Below are 17,235 nucleotides of genomic sequence, written 5' to 3'. Positions count from 1 at the left end.
GGCGGGGGCGAGCCCTTTAGAAACCCGCCTCACCGCAGCGGCGGCAACGACGCGAAAGCGAAACGAGCCAACCACCGCCACGGTTCAAGACCTCGCACGGATCACCGATCCACGCCACGGTCTGTTGGGATGGGCGCATAGCTCAGCGGGAGAGCACACCCTTCACACGGGTGGGGTCGTAGGTTCAATCCCTACTGCGCCCACCATCCCAACCTCCAAGCGCTTTCTTGAAGTCGCAGCAAGTTCGGTCGCCAGGGTAAGCCCCTCGGCGGTCGTTTTGCTGTTTCCGACCTTTCCTCAGTCCGCGAACGGGCTTGATCAGATTTTTTGGCACTATTAAATTAGTATACGCTAATTTATCGAAGGTCTCGGATGCCGGTGGAGCAGTTCACACCCGGTTCCGCCGCAGTCGGCGGAGTGTTGATCGGATCGTCCGTGGCGCTGCTGTGGCTTGCCGCCGGGCGGATCGCCGGGATCAGTGGAATCCTGGGCGACCTTTTGAATCCAGGGGGAGAGGACGTGGTGTGGCGAGTCGCCTTTCTGGCGGGAATGATCGCCGCGCCGTGGCTTTACCAACTCGCCGGGAGCGTTCCGCCGGGTGGCGGCCCAGTTGTCGGGTCCGTGCTGCTGGCGGTCGCCGGGGGGCTCGTCGGGTTCGGTACGCGCCTCGGCAACGGCTGCACGAGCGGTCATGGCGTGTGCGGGATCGCGCGCTGGTCGCCGCGGTCCCTGGTCGCGACGGCCCTGTTCATGGTGACGGCCGCCGGGACCGTCTTCGTCGTGCGCCATGTGGTCGGAGGGTGATCGCCATGCGCGTGTTCATCGTTTTCGCCGCCGGGCTGCTGTTCGGGCTTGGGCTGACCGTATCGGCCATGATCGATCCTGCGAAAGTCCTGGCCTTCCTGGACATCGCCGGCGATTGGGACTCGAGCCTCGCCGTCGTCATGGCCTGCGCCATTCCGGTCGCGGCGATCGGATTCCGCTGGGGACCGAGGCGAGGGGCGCCGCCGGCCGGGCAGTGCGGCGGCTGGGGAATCGACGCCCGCCTCGTGGCCGGCGCGGTCCTGTTCGGCGTGGGATGGGGGCTTGCCGGCTATTGCCCCGGACCGGGGCTGGTCGCGCTCGGGCTTGGGCGTCCGGGAAGCGGCCTGTTCGTGGCCTCCATATTGGGCGGCATGGCCCTGTTCGAGCTGCTTGGCGTCCGGCGCGCGCAACGCCGACACGCCGGCTGATGCGGGCATCCTGGCGCACGTTGCCCGCCCTGCGCGAATTTTCAGCGTTACGAACAAAACTGCCTAAATTGCTCCGTGCCTGGGCAGAAGCGCTGCATTTCACGTGGAAAGAGTGGATAAACCAGCGCCGTTTTTTCGTGTGAAAGTTTGCAGGATTGATTCAGATCAGCTACGGGTAACGGAGATTTCGTTTATCGCTGCGCTCCGTCTTTTGATTCCTCTCACTGGAAAGCAGCGACATGGAAGATTCCCGCGTGACGTTCCTCGCCCTCGGCCTGCTGGTCGTGGCGCTCGTCGTGATCCTCGGCTCGGTGATCCTGTCCCCGGCCATCACCGTCCTGCTGGCCACGGTCGGCGCTTGGCTGAACCTGACCTATCTCGTCGGCATCACCCTGAAGCGCTGACGCCCGCTATGGCAGGGGCGAGGCGGGGAAACCGCCCGGCGCTCCTGCCCGCGGAACATAAAATTACGAAAATTTGCCGGCCGGCATCCGTTCTGTGACTGGACAGCGCCGGCCCGGCGGTTTATCCCAGCGCCGTTTGTGACGCTGCCGGAGACCCGCCATGGTGACCTTGGCCCCCGCTTCGACCGATACACTGCCGATCGTCCGCTCGGTGGAGGACCTGCGCGCCCAAGTCGCGGCGTGGCGCGGCCAGGGCGGCACCGTGGCGCTCGTCCCCACCATGGGCGCCCTGCACGACGGCCATTTGGCGCTGATCCGTCGCGCCCGGGAACTGGCCGACCATGTGGTGGCCAGCGTCTTCGTGAATCCGACCCAGTTCGCCCCGCACGAGGATTTCGACCGCTACCCGCGCGACGAGGCCGGGGACGCGGCCAAGCTCGCCTCCGCCGGCTGCGAACTGCTCTACGCGCCCACGGTGCGCGGCATGTACCCGGAGGGCTTCGCGACCTCCATCAGCGTTGGCGGCCCGGCGGAGGGCCTGTGCGGCGCCTTCCGGCCGCAGATGTTCGGCGGCGTGGCGCTGGTGGTGACCAAGCTGTTCCTGCAGGCGCTGCCCGACGTCGCCCTGTTCGGCGAGAAGGATTACCAGCAGCTGATGGTGATCCGCCGCTTCGCCCGCGACTTGGACATCCCCGTCCGGGTTGAGGGGCTGCCGACGGTGCGGGAGGCCGACGGGCTGGCCATGTCCTCGCGCAACGCCTACCTGACGGCCGACGAGCGCGCCCGCGCGCCGGAGCTGAACCGGGCGCTGGTTGAGGCGGCGGAAGCCCTGTCGGCCGGCGTGGAGTCCGGCGCCGTGCTGGATGCGGTGCGCGCACGTCTCCAGGCCGCGGGCTTCGGCAACATCGACTATGTCGAATTGCGCGACGCCGGGACGCTGGAGCCGGTGCGCGGCGTCGACCGTCCGGCCCGCCTGCTGGCCGCCGCTTGGTTGGGCAAGGCCCGCCTGATTGACAACGTGCCCGTTCTGCCGCGGTAGGCGAGGGCAGTAGGCGAGGAGCGGCCCGGCTTCGTTCGGCGAATGTGGAACCATTCCTGCGGTCGCGCGAGACGATTTGACCTGTTCGGCGATTTTCCTTACACTTTGGGTGTATGATTGTTGCGGTAACCCTGTATGGGGTGGAAAGGCGGCGTGGTGCGGTTGGTTCGTCGGCGTCCCGATGGGGAAACGGTCTCCCTTGCGCCGATCATCGTCGCGGTGGTCTTGGTCGTCCTAGCCGCGCTCGGCACCTGGGGCGTGGTCGCCGTGAAGAGCGGCCGTTCGTCGTCCAGTGACCGCCTGGTCCCGCCGAAGAACTACGCGTCGCTGCCGCCGATGACCTTCACGCTGGGCGGCAGCAACGCCCGCATGGTGGATGTGCGCGTCCTGCTGGAGATCGATCCGACCGTCGACCCGAAGCAGGCCAGTTCCTTCGTTCCGCGCATTGCCGACCAGATGGCCGACCGCATGCGCCAGATCGACCCGGAGCAGCTGTCCGGCGCCGAGGGCGCGAAGCTGATGAAGAGCGCCCTGACCGCCGTCGTAGACCATGAGGCGCGCAGCATGCGCGTCCGCGAGGTCCTGCTGGAGCGGATGGTCGTTCGATAAGGCGCTGTAGAACCCTGTAGACCTAGCCCTCACCCTCCCACGCCTCGGGCGTGGGTCCCTCCCTCTCCCTGCGGGGCAGGGAGAGGGGAAGGATTGCGGGTGGTTACTCCGCGGCGGCGGCGCGGCGGTCGGCGTCGCGCTGGTGGCGGGCGCGCTTCAGTTCCTCGGCGAGGAGGAAGGCCAGCTCCAGCGACTGGCTGGCGTTCAGGCGCGGGTCGCAGGCGGTGTGATAGCGCAGCGCCAGCTTATGGTCGGTGATCGCCTGGGCACCGCCGGTGCACTCCGTCACGTCCTGGCCGGTCAGCTCGAAATGCACGCCGCCGGCGTGGGTGCCTTCGGCCTGGTGCACGGCGAAGAAGTTCTTCGCCTCCGACAGCACCTTCTCGACCGGACGGGTCTTGTAGCCGCTGGACGACTTGACGGTGTTGCCGTGCATCGGGTCGCAGGACCAGACCACCACGCGGCCCTCCCGCTGAACCTTGCGCAGCAGGGGCGGGAACTTCTCCTGCACCTTGTCGGCGCCCATGCGGACGATCAGCGTCAGGCGCCCGGCCTCGTTGGTCGGGTTCAGGATGTCGATCAGGCGGATCAGCTCGTCCGGGTCGGTGGTCGGGCCGCACTTCAGGCCGATCGGGTTCTTCACTCCGCGCAGGAACTCCACATGCGCGCCGTCCGGCTGGCGGGTGCGGTCGCCGATCCACAGCATGTGGGCGGAGACGTCGTACCAGTCGCCGGTGGTGCTGTCGACGCGGGTCATCGCCTGCTCGAACGGCAGCAGAAGCGCCTCGTGGCTGGTGAAGAACTCGGTCTCGCGGATCTGCGGGGTGGTCGCCGCGGTGATGCCGCAGGCGGCCATGAAGGCCAGCGTCTCGTCCAGGCGCGTGGCGATCTCGCGGAACTGCTCGCCGGCCGGCGACCGCTCCACGAAGCCCAGCGTCCACTGGTGCACCTTGTGCAGGTCGGCGTAGCCGCCCTGGGCGAAGGCGCGCAGCAGGTTCAGCGTCGACGCGGCCTGGGTGTAGGCCTGCATCATGCGTTCCGGATCCGGAATGCGGGCGTCGGCCGTGAAGTCGAAGCCGTTGATGATGTCGCCGCGGTAGGACGGCAACTCCTGCCCCTCGATCACCTCGGTGTCGGCGGAACGCGGCTTGGCGAACTGGCCGGCCATGCGGCCCACCTTCACCACCGGGATGGCGGCGCCGAAGGTCAGCACGACGGCCATCTGCAGCAGCACGCGGAAGGTGTCGCGGATGTTGTTCGGGTGGAACTCCGCGAAGCTCTCCGCGCAATCACCGCCCTGCAGGAGGAAGGCGTTGCCGTTGGCGGCGGCGGCCAAGTTTTCCTTCAGCCGGCGCGCCTCGCCGGCAAAGACAAGCGGGGGATAGGAGGACAGACGCTGCTCCACCGCCTCGACCTTGGACGGGTCCGGATAGGTCGGAAGCTGCTTCGCGGGCTTCGACCTCCAGCTGTCGGGGGACCAACGCTCAACCATGACGCCCACTCTTTCCTGAATAAATTGGGGGTGCCTCCATAGGACCGGCGTTCGGGACCGAACGTCGACCGGGGGATCATCCCTATAGCCGGAGTCGGGCAATTTTTCCATAGTTTCGGGAGCAACTTCCGCAACGGACGAAGCCGCGCCCCGCCCGAAAAAGCGCGCTGGCGGGGGATGGCTGCCCCGCCCTATACAAAGGGGCAGGGAAGCTGAAGGGCCAGTCCGTTGAAACCATCCTCCTGGAAGCCATCTTCCTGGGCAGCCGCCGCCTCGGTCTATCTCGACCCGCGCGTGTTGGCCATCCTGTTCCTGGGATTTTCCGAAGGGCTGCCGCTGGCGCTGACGGGCTCCACGCTGTCCCTGTGGCTGCGCGAGGGCGGAGTCAGCAAGGAGGCCATCGGGCTGTTCTCGCTGGTCACGCTGCCCTACGCGCTGAAATTCGCCTGGGCGCCGCTGATCGACCGGCTGCGCCTACCGGTGATCACGCGGCTGTTCGGGCGGCGGCGCGGTTGGGCGCTTTTGACGCAGGGCTGCCTTGCGTTGGCGCTGCTGGCGCTGGGCGGCACCGACCCGGTGACGGAGCTGTGGTGGACCGCGCTGTTCGCGGTGGTCGTCGCTTTCTGCTCGGCCAGCCAGGACATCGTCATCGACGCCTTCCGCGTGGAAAGCCTGTCGGAGGACCAGCAGGGCGCCGGCGCCGGGGCGCTGGTGCTCGGCTACCGCTTCGGCATGCTGGCGGCGGGGGCGGGGGCTCTGCTGGTCGCCGAGTATTTCGGCTGGCGGGCGGCCTACACGGCCATGGCGGGGCTTGTCTCCGTCGGCATTGTGACGATCCTGCTGAACCGCGAGCCGGCGGTGGCCGCTTCGGCCGAATCCGCGGCGCGGGAGAAGCATGTGGCGGAGTGGCTCGACGCGCGGCCACACCTGCACGGCTGGCGGGCGGAGCTGCTGGCCTGGCTCTACGGCGCGGTGGTGGCGCCCTTCGCCCAGTTCATGACGCGGAACCACTGGGTGCTGATCCTGCTGTTCATCGCCACCTACAAGATGGGGGAGGTGATGGCCGGCGTCATGGCCAGCCCCTTCTACGTGGATCTGGGCTTCGAGAAGACGGAACTGGCCGCGGTGTCCAAGGTGTTCGGCCTGTGGGCAACCATCGCCGGCGGGGTGATCGGCGGCGTGCTGGTCAGCCGCGTCGGCGTGCAGCGCGCGCTTCTGCTGGGCGGCGTGGCGCAGGTGCTGTCCAACCTTGGCTACGTGCTGCTGGCCTACGCCGGGCACGACGTGCGGGCGCTGGCGGTGACGGTGGCGATCGAGAATGTCTGCGCGGGCATCGCGACCTCGGCCTTCGTGGCCTACCTGTCGGGCCTGTGCAACGTGGCCTACACCGCGACGCAATACGCGCTGCTGACCAGCTTCACCAAGCTGGGCGGCGACCTGTTCGGGGCGAGCAGCGGATTCCTGGCGGCGCGACTGGACTGGGTCAGCTTCTTCCTGGTGGCGACCGCGGCGGGACTGCCGGCGCTGCTGCTATTGCTGTGGCTGCAGGGGCGGACGCGGGGGATGGAGCCGGCGGTGATGAAGACGTAGGGTTTTGGGGGGGTGATGAGTGGTCGCGTTGGGCCCCCTCCCTAACCCTCCCCCACCTTCGGCGAGGGAGGGAACTCTGCCTCTCCGCGACCAAAGCCCCTCCCCCCGCGAAGTGGGGGGAGGTTGGGAGGGAGGCCCAACGCGACGACTTACGATCCGCCCCTTACTTCACCGGCGTCGTCTTGCCCGCACCTGGGCCGGCGCCGAGGTCGGCGCCCGTCACGGGGTTCACGTCGGTGCGGGACTTCGTGCGCTTGGCGGCCTCGTTGACGGCCTTCAGCTCTTCCGCGGCGAGGCGGACGGTCGGGTTGCCCTCGCCGCCGTTGACGGGGGCCTGGTCGGGCTTGATGTCCACGAACTCCCATTGGGCGCCCTGGTTCCAGGGGCCGCGGGCGTCGCCGGCGCCCTGGCTCATGTTGTAGTACTTGTCGGTGTAGTTCGGGTCGCCCGGCAGCTTGCCCGGCGGGAAGTTGTTCTCGATGGAATAGAGCGCCTTCTCAAACATCTTCTGGTGCGCGACCTCGCGGGTCATCAGGAAGGTCAGCGCGTCCTTCACGCCGGGGTCCGGCGTCAGGTTGATCAGGCGTTCGTAGATGATCTTGGCGCGCGATTCCGCCGCGATGTTGGAGCGCAGGTCGGCCGTCGGCTCGCCGATGCTGTCGATGTAGCCGGCGGTCCACAGCTGGCCGGCGGAGTTGGTCAGCGCCGGGCCGCCGCCGTAGAGCACGGCCAGCGTGTGGGAGCCGTTGCCCTGGGCGATGTTGGCGTACAGCTCGGTCACCTCTTCGGAGCCCTCCGCCAGCTTGCCCTTGACGCCCTTGGTCAGCATGGCGACGATGCTGCCGATGATCTCCAGGTGGCTCAGTTCCTCGGTCGCGATGTCGATCAGCATGTCCTTGCGCGCCGGGTCGTCATCGGACAACCCCTGTGTGAAATAGCGCAGCGCCGCCGCCAGCTCGCCCTGCGGGCCGCCGAACTGCTCCAGCATCAGGCTGGCGAGCTTCGGGTCGGGTTCCGAGACGCGCACGGTGTACATGAGATTCTTGTTGTGCATGAACATGCGAAGGAGCCTCCCGCTTCGTGATGACGGTCGGAGGCGCCCGGTCCGGTGGGCGCCTCGGTGCCGTCAACAGGGGCTTTTTAGAGGCGTTCCAAAAATTTTCGCGCGTTCACGCCGGTGGTATCACGCAACCTTCTCGCGCATGAGGACGAACTCCTCGGCGGTGGAGGGGTGCAGCGCGATGGTGCGGTCGAAGTCGCGCTTGGTCGCGCCACAGTTCAGCGCGATGCCCAGCGCCTGCACGATCTCCGGCGCGTCCATGCCCATCATGTGGCAGCCCAGCACGCGCTGGCTGTCGCCGTCCACGACCAGCTTCATCAGCACCCGCTCGTCGCGGCCGGACATGGTGTGCTTCATCGGGCGGAAACCGGCCTTGTAGATGTCGACGTTCGGGAACTTCGCCCGCGCCTCCGCCTCCGTCAGGCCGACGGTGCCGAGCGGCGGGATGGAGAAGACCGCGGTCGGGATGTTCTCGTAGCTGATGCTGGTCGGGTTGTCGTTGAACACCGTCTCGACGAAGGCGCGGCCCTCGGCGATGGCGACGGGGGTCAACGCCACGCGGTCGGTCACGTCGCCGATGGCGAAAATGTTGTCGATGTTGGTGCGCGAATACTCGTCCACCCGGATGGCGCCGCTGTCGTCCAGGTCGATGCCGACCGACTCCAGCCCGACGTCGCGGGTGTTCGGCCGCCGGCCGGTGGCCGCCATGACGAGGCCGGCCGAATGCTCCCGGCCGAGATGGTCGGTGACGGTGAAGCCGCCGGGCCCTTCCTCCACCTTCACCGGCTGGGTGCGGGCGACGATGTTGATGCCGCGCTTGCGCATCTCCTGGGCCAAGGCGACGCGGATGTCGTCGTCGAAGCCGTTCAGCAGCTCCTCGCCGCGGATCATGATGGTGACCTCCGCGCCCAGGCCGCGGAAGATGCCCGCGAACTCCACCGCGATGTAGCCGCCGCCGAGGATGAGGACGGAGTGGGGCAGGTGGCCGAGTTGCAAGGCCTCGTTGGAGGTCACGGCGTGCTGGATGCCCGGGATCTTCGGCAGGGACGGCCAGCCGCCGGTGGCGACCAGGATGGTCTTGGCGGTGTAGCGCTTGCCGCCCACCTCCACCGTGTGGCGGTCGATCAGCCGGCCGAATCCGGTGAACAGCGTGACCCCGGAATTCTCCAGCATCTTCAAATAGATGCCGTTCAGCCGGTCAATCTCCGTGTCCTTGCGGCCGATCAGTGTCGCCCAGTCGAAGGCCGGCGTATGGGTGTCCCAGCCGAAGCCGCAGGCGTCCTCGAACGCGTCGCGGAACTGGGCGGCGTAGACCAGCAGCTTCTTCGGCACGCAGCCCCGGATCACGCAGGTGCCGCCGACGCGGCTGCCCTCGCAGATGGCGACCTTGGCGCCCATGGAGGCGGCGCGACGGCTGGCCGCGACACCGCCGGAGCCTGCGCCGATGGTGAAGAGGTCGAAATCGAATTCGGCCACAGCCGTCTCCTTCCATCCCATATCCCGAACGTGCCGGGAGTGTTCCGCATTCCGGGCGCCCTGTCGAGGGCCGGGCGCACGCAACGGCGGGTGGCGTGTCCCGCGCAGCGCGCAGGGCGGCGGGTCTTGAATGGAGACCGGTCAGCGCAGGATGAGTTCCTGCAACAGCACCTGGCGGACCTTCATCGGGCGCAGTTCCTTCGACGCGGTCTGCATCACCGCGTCCTTGATGAAGCTGGTGCCGGCGCCGCCGCGCAGTTCCGTCGCGTTGACCTCCAGCATCGCGGTGCTCATCGCGCTGGAAATGCGGGGGCCGTAGGACTCGACGGTCTTGGGCTGGACCTGCGGGTCCATCTCCAGCACCACGCGCACCCGCACGTCCCGCAGGCGGTCGCCGTCACTGAGCGTGAAGTTCATGGTGGGCAGGCGGGCGTAGTTGGCCAGCGCCGGCGCCTCCTCCGCCACCGGGCGGCCGGCGCGGGCCTTCGCCGGCTTCAGCAGGAAGGCGCTGCCCACGCCCGCGGCACTCAGTCCGACCATCAGCAGCATGAGGCCGAGTACGATCTTGCCACTGATCCGGTCGAGCGTGGAAAAGCCGCGCGATGCGTGGTCCATCGTCCGAGGCATGACTGGCCGACGTGTCAGTGGAGCTTGTGCGATCGCCTGGGCCATGTCTCACCCCGTCCCGGGAGGCTCGGTAAATCGGGCCTCGACTCTCGGTTACCACTTTGGATCGTCTGAGCGGCGGCGTCAAATAACGGTATTTTAGACTGTCGAATGCGAAGTATTTCCTGCGGCAATCTTCCACTGGATTTTGGCGGGAATTGGCGCCGAAACACTTCGAAATTCGAAGCATTGTCCTGAGGCGTGGGAAGCGGCGTTCCGCGGCGCAACGCCACCGCTTGTTCGGCGTTATCAGCAAGGAAGCCTCTTCCACCCGAGGCCCGGGGCGTATAATGCTGGTTTCCCAATCGGATCGGCGTTCCCGCGCGGGATGCGCCCTCCAACCGGACCAGTGCGAAGGGCATGAGCGGGGAGACGAAGGACAACGCCATGGATGAGACCAAGAACCGGCCGCTGGCCAGTCATCCCCCTTCCGCGGCCATTCCCGAATGGACCGACACCTACTTCAAGCGGACCAAGGACGCGGTCGGGAAGTTCGGCGACAAGAAGGTCACCTACGCCATCTTCATGCGCCGCCCCGTCGTCTGCGCGCCGCGACTCGCCATCGAATGGTTGGAGGCGGTCGCCCGGGAACGCGGGTTCGACGTCGAGATCGAGCTGAACTACCCGGAAGGCAAGTGGGTCGGCGCCGGTGAGCCGATCATGTACATCACCGGCTCCTTCTACCATCTGGTGGACACCGAGACGATCATCCTCCAGAAGCTGGGGCCCGCCTGCGTCGGCGCCTACAACGCCTTCACCATGTGCGCGGACCTGCCGAAGACCGCCTTCCTCGCCATGGAGGCGCGCCACTGCGCCGGCACGGAGATGGAGGAGATGATGGCCTACGCCGCCTCCGTCGGGTCGGACCGGGCCAAGCGGAAGGTCGGCGCCAAAGGCTTCATCGGCAACGCGACCGACGCCACCGCCCATTTCTTTGGCCAGACGAAGGGCATGGGCACCATGCCGCACGCCTTGATCGGCTATGCCGGATCGACAGTGCGCGCGGCGGAAATGTTCCATGAGACTTTTCCCGAGCTGCCGCTGACCGTGCTGGTCGACTATTTCGGCCGCGAGATCACCGACGCGCTGGAGGTCTGCTACCGCTTCCCCGAGTTGGCCGCGCAGGGCAAGCTGGCGGTGCGGCTCGACACGCCGGGCGGGCGCTTCCTGGAAGGGCTCGACCCGCCGGGCTCCTACGCCGTGCTGGAACGCCACGCGCCGCACGCCATTCGCGGCTACCGCGACGAGACGCAGCTGCGCTACCTGATCGGCACCGGCGTTTCGGCGGCGGCCATCCACTTCATGCGCGAGAAGTTGGACGAGTCCGGCTTCCCGGCCGTGAAGATCGTCGCCAGCTCCGGATTCGGCCCGGCCAAGTGCCGCCTGATGGCGGAGGCCAACGCGCCGGTGGACATCATCGGCACCGGCAGCTACCTGCCGGAGCGCTGGACCGAAACCTACGCCACCGCCGACATCATCGAGTACGACGGCGAACGGCGCGTGAAGGTCGGCCGCGAGTTCCTGTTTAGGAAGTGAGGAAATCGTCCCTTCTCCCTGCGGGGCAGGGAGAAGGGAGATCTGTTACGCATCCTCCGCGAGCCGAATCCCCGTGAAGGACAGCCGGCTGTCCGGGCGCAGGTAGTGGCGCGTGGTCGGGTTGGCGTGGTCGAAGGGCGTCACGCAACTGCCGCCGCGCAGGACCATGCGGTTGATCATGAAGCGGCCGTGCACCGCCTCGTCCACCCCATCGGGCTGGTGATAGCCGGGGTAGGGAGCGAAGGGGCTGAGCGTCCATTCCCAGATGTCGCCGAACATCTGCCAGGGACCGTCGCCGTGGCAGGGGCAGGCCCGCGGGTGGCGGTAGCCGGTGCCGAGCAGGTTGCCCATGCTCTCGCACCGCGCGCCGACGGTCTCCCACTCGGCCTCCGACGGCAGGCGCTTGCCGGCCCAGCGGGCGAAGGCGTCGGCCTCGTACCAGCTGACGTGGCAGACCGGCTCTGCCGGGTCGAGCGGGCGCATGCCGTAGAGCGTGAAGATCTGCCAGGCACCGTCGCGCCACTCCCAATAGAGGGGCGCCTGCCAGTTCCCGGCGCGCGCCACTTCCCACCCATCCGCCAGCCAAAGCGCCCGGTTGGAATAGCCGCCCTCCTCGATGAAGGTCAGGTACTCGCCGCAGGATACGGGCTGGGAGGCGAGCCGGAAGGCGTTCAGGTACACGCGGTGGCGTGGGCCTTCGTGGTCGAAGCCGGGGCCGGCGTCGGTACGGCCGATCTCCACCAAACCGCCCTCGTGCGCGATCCAATCCTGCGGCTGCGGCGCGGTGGGGTAGACCTGCGGCGGCTGCTCGTAGGCGGGGCGCAGCGGATTGCTCCAGAAGGCGTGCTTGATGTGCGTCAGCATGCGCTCCTGATGCCGCCGTTCATGGGCGATGCCGACCTCCACACGGTCGGCGACTTCGGCGAGGCCGGCGTCGTCCACCTGGGCCAGCAGGTGCAGGACCGCGGCGTTGACGTGGTCGCGGTAGCGCATGACCTCCGACCCGCTCGGCCGCGACAGCAGGCGAAGGGTCGGGGAGGGAAGCTGATGGTTGCCGAAGCGGTCGTTGCGCGCCGCGAAGAGATCGAGGAAGGCGGAGTCGAAGGGGCGGTAGCCGGGGCTATCGGGCACCAGGACGGTGGTTTCGAACAACCAGGTGGTGTGGGCGAGATGCCATTTCGCCGGGGCGCCGTCGGGAACCGACTGGACCATCAGGTCTTCCGGCGACAAGGGCGCGGCCAGTTCGGCCGTGCGCCCGCGGGCCTTTTGGAAGCGGGTCGCCAAGGACTGGCGCAAGGCGTCGCCGGACGGCTGGGCGTGCTTGGCGATGTGGGAATCGGGCACGGGGGCCTCCTCGCGGGAGCGGGGTTTCCGCGGCGGGAAGGGCGCCGGACGGCGCGTCGGCCCGTCGCCGGAAGAAATCGACGCCGATTGTGCCGCAACCCGTGATCGGCGGGTGCGGCGCATCGGAGGGAGACTGTGCCCGAATTTGCGGCAGGGTCTGCGCGAGGTTTCCGGTTCGTCAGGCATCCACGATGGTGTGCGGGCGCAACGCGCCGTCCAAGGTCAGAAGCAAGTGCAGATAGACGGCAACGCGGCGCGCGGCGATGGTGTGGCGGCTGAGGCAATCGCGCAACTGTTTGGCGAGGATCGCGTTCTCTTCCGTCTCCTGCGCCGAAAGGTGGGCGTGGGTTGGGGCCGCCATGTGGACGATGTGGTCATGGTCCACGGGAACGGCCGCCGCGGGATCCTCGATCAGGGTCGCGGCGATGTGCTCCTCGTCCAGTTCCTGTGGCGGGGGCGGAACCGGCGTCGGCGTGCGGGAGGCGAGATGGGCGCGCAGGTTTTGCTTGATGCGCACGCGCTGGGCCGGGTCCAGGCTGTCGATCTCGTCGATCTCATCGAAGAGCAGGTCGTAGATGCGCCGGCGCTTCCGGTTGGGCTCCTCCCGGTCGCGCCGATCCTGCCGGGTCTCGCGGCGGTGCTGCCGGTCCGTGGCGCTGCCCGGCCGCTCGACCATGTTGGGGGAGCGGACCAGCGGTTCCGACCGGCTGATGAACGTGTCGGCCATGGCGGCCTCCACCACGACAGTGTGGATCGTTCAGTCTACGGACTGGGTCGCCACTGTCAAGGTGGCGGTCGGTTGCTGGCGGCCCAAACGAAAAGAGCCCCGCCGGGGCGGGGCTCTTCTTCGGGACGGGAGGGAACTGATCAGTCGGCGGCGTTGGCGCCGGCGACCTCGGTCGGCTCCGGGCGGGGCTTGCCGAACTTGATGTTCGGGAAGGCGTTGATCAGCGCGGTGACGAAGGCCGACAGGTAGGGCAGGGACTGCACCACCAGAAGGCCCGACCACATGAAGGCGTCGCGGTTCTCGTGGCCGAACACCACCACGATGGCCAGCGCTGCGCCCCACAAGCCGAGCAGGAGCGCGATCTCCTCCCGCGCCATCAGGAAGGCCTGCATCAGGGCGGGCTGGTTCTCGCACTTCGGCGTGCGGACGAAGGGCCGGCCGGAGGTGAACATGCCCAGCCACATGGCCCGGCCGACGGTGTGGGTCAGCGCCATGCCGGCGATGGCGGCACCCACCTTGTCCCAGAAGCCGCACCGCACCCGCGCCTCGTACAGCCACAGCGACGCGCCGACCTTAAAGGCGAAGACGCTGAGCGTCGGGATCATGAAGACGTTGGGCGGGAACTCGAAATACTTCGGGAAGGCCAGCAGGCCGATCGACCAGACGATGCCCGCGATGCCGAAGATCATGTGGGCGGCGTCGGCGAACCAGGGCAGCCAGCCGGTAATGAAATGGTACTTCTGCCCGGCCGTCAGGCGCGGGCCGCCCGGCAGCAGGTCGCGCCAGTGGTGCTTCAGGATCTGCACGGCGCCGTAGGCCCAGCGGAAGCGCTGCGTCTTGTAGGCGGAGAAGCTGTCGGGGACGAGGCCCTTGCCGTAGCTCTCCGGCATATAGACGGCCTCATACTTGTGCTCGAACAGGCGCAGGCCCAGGTCGGCGTCCTCGGTGATGCACCACTCGCCCCAGCGGCCGACCTCTTCCAGGGCCGACTTGCGGATGATGGTCATCGTGCCGTGCTGGATGATCGCGTTGCGCTCGTTGCGTTGGATCATGCCGATGTGGAAGAAGCCGGCGTATTCCCAATTGATCATGCGCTGGAACAGGTCGTGGCCCCACTCGCGGTAGTCCTGCGGCGACTGGACGAAGCCGACCTCCGGCCGGTCGAAGTGCGGGATCGTTGCCTTCAGCCAGTCGGGGTGGACCTGGTAGTCGCTGTCGATGACCGCGATGTGCTGCGCATCCGGCGCCGTCTGGGCGAGGCCGAAGTTCAGGGCACCAGCCTTGAAGCCCGGCCAGTTGTCCAGGTGGAAGAAGCGAAACTTCGGCCCCAGCTGCTTGCAATACTCCTCGACCGGGCGCCAGACGGCCGGGTCCTTGGTGTTGTTGTCGAGCAGCAGGACCTCGTAGTTCGGGTAGTCCAGCCGGGCCAGCGCGTCCAGCGTCTCGATGACCATGTGCGGCGGCTCGTTGTAGCAGGGCACATGGATGGACACCTTCGGCGCGTTCGGCGCCGGGGCGGCGGAGCAGGGGTTGAACTTGCGCCGGAAGCGGTCCTGCCAGACCACCTCGGTCAGCTCAAGCCCGTCGATCAGCATGACGGAGAGCAGGACCAGCTGGCAGAACAGCAGGATGCCCCAGGCGATCTCCGTCGTGGTGGCAAGGCCGGCGGCGCTGGCCGCGCTGACCGAGAAGACCAGGACCGACGCCACGGCCTGGATCATGCCGCCGTAGAAGATCTGCCCGCCGACCTTCAGGTCGCTGCCGCGGCGCCACAGGAAGAAGACAAGCGGCAGGAAGCCCACGGCGATGGATACGCCGCACAGCAGTGGCCAGTTCCGCAGCTCCGTCACCTCGCCGATCATCGGGAACTTCGGCTTGCGCCACGCGTCCCACAGGCCCCAGCTGGTGCCGGCGGTGCCCTCGATCTCCCGCTTCCAGGGCTGGTCGAAGGCCTCCATGATGAAGTAGTCGAGCTTGTTCTGCGCCGCGACGTTCAGGAAGGTGCGGATGAACTTGGCCTGGTTGACCTGGCTCGCCTCGGCGCCGCGGCGCCACGGGCCCTCGGCCGGCCAGCCGATTTCCGAGATCAGGATGTGCTTGTTCGGGTATTTGGTCTTCAGCTCGTTGTAGCGGAGCATGGCGTAGTCGACCGACTGGTCGGCGGGCACGCCTTCCCAGTAGGGCAGCAGGTGCACGGCCAGGAAGTCCACCGCCTCCACGAGCTCGGGGTGCGACAGCCAGACGTGCCACGGCTCCGCGGTGGAGACCGGGACGTTGACCTTCTTCTTCACCCGCTTGATGTAGTCGATGGCCTGCGGGACGGTGACGTCCGCGCGCAGGATCGACTCGTTGCCGACCAGGACGCGGCGGACATTGTTGTTGTCGCGCGCCAGCTTGATCAGGCCGTTGATCTCCGGCTCGTCGACCTCCGGCTTGCCCATGATCCAGGCGCCGGCGGTGACCGGCAGGCCGTACTTGCGGGCGACCGGGGCCACCTGCTCCGACCCGTCGGTGGTGGAATAGGTCCGGACCCCCTTGACCGAACCGTCCAGCGCCTGCATGTCCTTCTCGATGTCCTCCAGCGACGCGCGGTCGCCTTTGGACGGGCTCTTGTCCGGATGGAACGGCGTGTAGCTGACGCCGTTGATGGCGCCGCCCCAGGACCGTTCGGCCACCGGGCGGTTCCACAGCGCCCAGACCCCGACGTTGCCGAGGATCACCAGAAGAAGAACCGCGATCGCCGACTTGCGCATGTCCGTCTTTCTATTCCCAAGCATTCGGCGGCCGTCTTGGCGAACTCCGCCCCGGCCGCATCCCCCTCACACCCGCGAACGGTGCCGCCAAAATGGCACCCCCAAAAATGGCACGGCGGCGGCCACGCCGCCCCGACACCGTCTTCGGACCGAACCCCCTAACCCACGCTGGCTGCTGGACTTTTCAGGTCCGCACGCAAAGCCCGCCCGCTCCAGCCCGGTGGACATCCACCCTTGGCGGAGCGCGACGACCTTCCCGCGTCATGCGTCGCCTTTGTAAAACGACGCCGGACCGAATAAAGATCGTCGGGGAGTTTATACATTTTTCCATGGCCCGCAACCATGGCCGCAACCACGGCCCACAACGATGGTTTGGCCAACACATCAGCCCGGCGTTTATTCCCGAAGGCAAAAGACAAGGGTGGGTGCCCAAATGTTCCAACTGCATGAACGTCTCCAGGCCGACACGGCACCGGTGGCGGAGCTTCCGCTCTGCCGGGTGCTGCTGATGGACAACCGGGTGTGGCCTTGGCTGATCCTGGTGCCGGCCATTCCGGGCTTGACGGAGATCCACCAACTCGACGAGGCCAGGCGGCACCGGCTGGTGGACGAGATCGCGCAGGCCTCGACGGCGCTGGAGGATCTGGTCCGGCCGGACAAGATCAACGTCGGCGCGCTCGGCAACATGGTGCCGCAGCTGCACGTCCACGTGATCGCCCGCACCCGCTCCGACCCGGCCTGGCCGGGACCGGTCTGGGGCTCCGGTTTCGCCGAGCGCTATGACCCGGCGGAGCGGGACAGCCTTATCCGATCGATCGGGGAGAGGTTGGGCCAAAAATAGGACGGTCGCTTGCCGACCGGTCCAGTCACGGAAGCGGAACCGTGACGTTTCTCCTCCGCCGCTGTTGAGGCCGGCATGTGTCAACGCACAAGGAGGGGACTGTCATGAACACCGATCGCATCGTGGGCGCCGGCAAGGAACTGAAGGGCGAGGCCAAGAAGCAGGCCGGCGACCTGACCGGCAACCCGGAGCTGAAGGACGAGGGTCGCGCCGACAAGGCCGAGGGCAAGGTCGACAAGGTCGTCGGCAAGGTGAAGGACATCCTGCGGGGCGACAAATAATGTCGGCCGGCCGCAAGGACGACGCCCCCTCCGAATCCGCGCAGCGGATCGAGGACAAGCTCGTCGAGGAAACCGGCAAGGCGTCGGGCAATCCGGACAAGCCGGTCCAGAAGAAGTTCGACGAGCTGGGCGAAAAGGAAGAGATCAAGAAGAAGGGTTTGAGGGAGTAGGCGTTTCCTCCCTCT

The 17,235-nt window shown here is 67.4% G+C and carries 17 protein-coding genes and 1 tRNA gene; 11 read left to right on the top strand and 7 right to left on the bottom strand.

Annotated features, from left to right (window positions below; all coding sequences use genetic code 11):
• Nucleotides 1-131 precede the first annotated feature (131 nt).
• From M2351_RS09370 to M2351_RS09345, 6 genes are all read left to right on the top strand, one after another.
• A tRNA-Val gene (locus M2351_RS09370) sits at nucleotides 132-206 on the top strand.
• Nucleotides 207-372: 166 nt separating this feature from the next.
• Complete coding sequence (locus M2351_RS09365; RefSeq protein WP_264655824.1) at nucleotides 373-804, top strand: YeeE/YedE family protein; 432 nt, start codon at nucleotides 373-375, stop codon at nucleotides 802-804.
• Nucleotides 805-809: 5 nt separating this feature from the next.
• On the top strand, nucleotides 810-1,232 hold the full coding sequence (locus tag M2351_RS09360) for a DUF6691 family protein (protein WP_264655823.1): 423 nt from the start codon (nucleotides 810-812) through the stop codon (nucleotides 1,230-1,232).
• Between the two features lie 239 nt (nucleotides 1,233-1,471).
• Nucleotides 1,472-1,636 carry a sugar tyrosine-protein kinase gene (locus M2351_RS09355; protein ID WP_264655822.1) on the top strand — a complete coding sequence of 55 codons (165 nt, stop codon included), beginning with the start codon at nucleotides 1,472-1,474 and terminating at the stop codon, nucleotides 1,634-1,636.
• Between the two features lie 160 nt (nucleotides 1,637-1,796).
• On the top strand, nucleotides 1,797-2,675 hold the full coding sequence (gene panC, locus M2351_RS09350; RefSeq protein ID WP_264655821.1) for a pantoate--beta-alanine ligase: 879 nt from the start codon (nucleotides 1,797-1,799) through the stop codon (nucleotides 2,673-2,675).
• A 153-nt stretch (nucleotides 2,676-2,828) separates the two neighbouring features.
• Nucleotides 2,829-3,284, top strand: coding sequence for a flagellar basal body-associated FliL family protein (locus M2351_RS09345; RefSeq protein WP_264655820.1), 456 nt, complete (start codon nucleotides 2,829-2,831; stop codon nucleotides 3,282-3,284).
• A 103-nt stretch (nucleotides 3,285-3,387) separates the two neighbouring features.
• On the opposite strand, the gene M2351_RS09340 is transcribed toward M2351_RS09345, so the two are convergent.
• Nucleotides 3,388-4,776 (bottom strand): class II 3-deoxy-7-phosphoheptulonate synthase, encoded by a 1,389-nt coding sequence (locus tag M2351_RS09340; protein ID WP_264655819.1) that lies wholly within the window; start codon nucleotides 4,774-4,776, stop codon nucleotides 3,388-3,390.
• Between the two features lie 228 nt (nucleotides 4,777-5,004).
• Here M2351_RS09340 and M2351_RS09335 point away from each other — a divergent pair, with 228 nt between their 5' ends.
• Nucleotides 5,005-6,366 (top strand): AmpG family muropeptide MFS transporter, encoded by a 1,362-nt coding sequence (locus M2351_RS09335; protein WP_264655818.1) that lies wholly within the window; start codon nucleotides 5,005-5,007, stop codon nucleotides 6,364-6,366.
• Between the two features lie 163 nt (nucleotides 6,367-6,529).
• Here the strand turns inward: M2351_RS09335 and M2351_RS09330 are convergent, their stop codons facing one another.
• From M2351_RS09330 to M2351_RS09320, 3 genes are all read right to left on the bottom strand, one after another.
• The gene (locus M2351_RS09330) at nucleotides 6,530-7,426 is read right to left on the bottom strand and encodes a manganese catalase family protein (RefSeq protein ID WP_264655817.1); all 897 of its coding nucleotides are present in this window, start codon (nucleotides 7,424-7,426) and stop codon (nucleotides 6,530-6,532) included.
• Nucleotides 7,427-7,549: 123 nt separating this feature from the next.
• Complete coding sequence (gene gor / locus M2351_RS09325) at nucleotides 7,550-8,902, bottom strand: glutathione-disulfide reductase (RefSeq protein ID WP_264655816.1); 1,353 nt, start codon at nucleotides 8,900-8,902, stop codon at nucleotides 7,550-7,552.
• A gap of 141 nt (nucleotides 8,903-9,043) precedes the next feature.
• Nucleotides 9,044-9,529, bottom strand: a complete 486-nt coding sequence (locus tag M2351_RS09320; protein WP_264655815.1) for a flagellar basal body-associated FliL family protein — start codon at nucleotides 9,527-9,529, stop codon at nucleotides 9,044-9,046.
• Nucleotides 9,530-9,955: 426 nt separating this feature from the next.
• On the opposite strand from M2351_RS09320, the gene M2351_RS09315 reads away from it, so the two are divergent.
• Complete coding sequence (locus M2351_RS09315; RefSeq protein ID WP_264655814.1) at nucleotides 9,956-11,104, top strand: nicotinate phosphoribosyltransferase; 1,149 nt, start codon at nucleotides 9,956-9,958, stop codon at nucleotides 11,102-11,104.
• A gap of 45 nt (nucleotides 11,105-11,149) precedes the next feature.
• On the opposite strand, the gene egtB is transcribed toward M2351_RS09315, so the two are convergent.
• The 3 genes from egtB to M2351_RS09300 all read right to left on the bottom strand — a co-directional run bounded on the left by egtB (nucleotide 11,150) and on the right by M2351_RS09300 (nucleotide 15,928).
• The gene (gene egtB, locus M2351_RS09310) at nucleotides 11,150-12,448 is read right to left on the bottom strand and encodes an ergothioneine biosynthesis protein EgtB (protein WP_264655813.1); all 1,299 of its coding nucleotides are present in this window, start codon (nucleotides 12,446-12,448) and stop codon (nucleotides 11,150-11,152) included.
• A gap of 178 nt (nucleotides 12,449-12,626) precedes the next feature.
• Nucleotides 12,627-13,175, bottom strand: coding sequence for a hypothetical protein (locus tag M2351_RS09305; RefSeq protein WP_264655812.1), 549 nt, complete (start codon nucleotides 13,173-13,175; stop codon nucleotides 12,627-12,629).
• A gap of 140 nt (nucleotides 13,176-13,315) precedes the next feature.
• Nucleotides 13,316-15,928 (bottom strand): glycosyltransferase family 2 protein, encoded by a 2,613-nt coding sequence (locus M2351_RS09300; protein ID WP_264655811.1) that lies wholly within the window; start codon nucleotides 15,926-15,928, stop codon nucleotides 13,316-13,318.
• Between the two features lie 433 nt (nucleotides 15,929-16,361).
• On the opposite strand from M2351_RS09300, the gene M2351_RS09295 reads away from it, so the two are divergent.
• The 3 genes from M2351_RS09295 (at nucleotide 16,362) to M2351_RS09285 (ending at nucleotide 17,220) form a co-directional block, all read left to right on the top strand.
• Nucleotides 16,362-16,769: an HIT domain-containing protein gene (locus M2351_RS09295; RefSeq protein WP_264655810.1), complete on the top strand. Its 408-nt coding sequence runs from the start codon at nucleotides 16,362-16,364 to the stop codon at nucleotides 16,767-16,769.
• A gap of 104 nt (nucleotides 16,770-16,873) precedes the next feature.
• Nucleotides 16,874-17,050, top strand: a complete 177-nt coding sequence (locus tag M2351_RS09290; protein ID WP_264655809.1) for a CsbD family protein — start codon at nucleotides 16,874-16,876, stop codon at nucleotides 17,048-17,050.
• The gene (locus tag M2351_RS09285; protein ID WP_264655808.1) at nucleotides 17,050-17,220 is read left to right on the top strand and encodes a hypothetical protein; all 171 of its coding nucleotides are present in this window, start codon (nucleotides 17,050-17,052) and stop codon (nucleotides 17,218-17,220) included. Before M2351_RS09290 ends, M2351_RS09285 begins: the two co-directional genes overlap by 1 nt.
• Nucleotides 17,221-17,235: the final 15 nt, after the last annotated feature.

Source organism: Azospirillum canadense (assembly GCF_025961225.1).
GTDB classification, from domain to species: Bacteria; Pseudomonadota; Alphaproteobacteria; order Azospirillales; family Azospirillaceae; genus Azospirillum; species Azospirillum canadense.
The sequence above is the reverse complement of the archived record's forward strand: the minus strand, read 5'-3'. Positions and strand labels throughout refer to the sequence as shown.

Bases quoted from the DNA above. Each gene is read 5' to 3' on its own strand.
- M2351_RS09365 (WP_264655824.1), top strand. From the start codon at position 373: ATGCCGGTGGAGCAGTTCACACCCGGTTCCGCCGCAGTCGGCGGAGTG.
- M2351_RS09360 (WP_264655823.1), top strand. From the start codon at position 810: ATGCGCGTGTTCATCGTTTTCGCCGCCGGGCTGCTGTTCGGGCTTGGG.
- M2351_RS09355 (WP_264655822.1), top strand. From the start codon at position 1,472: ATGGAAGATTCCCGCGTGACGTTCCTCGCCCTCGGCCTGCTGGTCGTG.
- panC (WP_264655821.1), top strand. From the start codon at position 1,797: ATGGTGACCTTGGCCCCCGCTTCGACCGATACACTGCCGATCGTCCGC.
- M2351_RS09340 (WP_264655819.1), bottom strand. From the start codon at position 4,776: ATGGTTGAGCGTTGGTCCCCCGACAGCTGGAGGTCGAAGCCCGCGAAG.
- M2351_RS09330 (WP_264655817.1), bottom strand. From the start codon at position 7,426: ATGTTCATGCACAACAAGAATCTCATGTACACCGTGCGCGTCTCGGAA.
- M2351_RS09320 (WP_264655815.1), bottom strand. From the start codon at position 9,529: ATGCCTCGGACGATGGACCACGCATCGCGCGGCTTTTCCACGCTCGAC.
- M2351_RS09315 (WP_264655814.1), top strand. From the start codon at position 9,956: ATGGATGAGACCAAGAACCGGCCGCTGGCCAGTCATCCCCCTTCCGCG.
- M2351_RS09305 (WP_264655812.1), bottom strand. From the start codon at position 13,175: ATGGCCGACACGTTCATCAGCCGGTCGGAACCGCTGGTCCGCTCCCCC.
- M2351_RS09300 (WP_264655811.1), bottom strand. From the start codon at position 15,928: ATGCGCAAGTCGGCGATCGCGGTTCTTCTTCTGGTGATCCTCGGCAAC.
- M2351_RS09295 (WP_264655810.1), top strand. From the start codon at position 16,362: ATGTTCCAACTGCATGAACGTCTCCAGGCCGACACGGCACCGGTGGCG.
- M2351_RS09290 (WP_264655809.1), top strand. From the start codon at position 16,874: ATGAACACCGATCGCATCGTGGGCGCCGGCAAGGAACTGAAGGGCGAG.
- M2351_RS09285 (WP_264655808.1), top strand. From the start codon at position 17,050: ATGTCGGCCGGCCGCAAGGACGACGCCCCCTCCGAATCCGCGCAGCGG.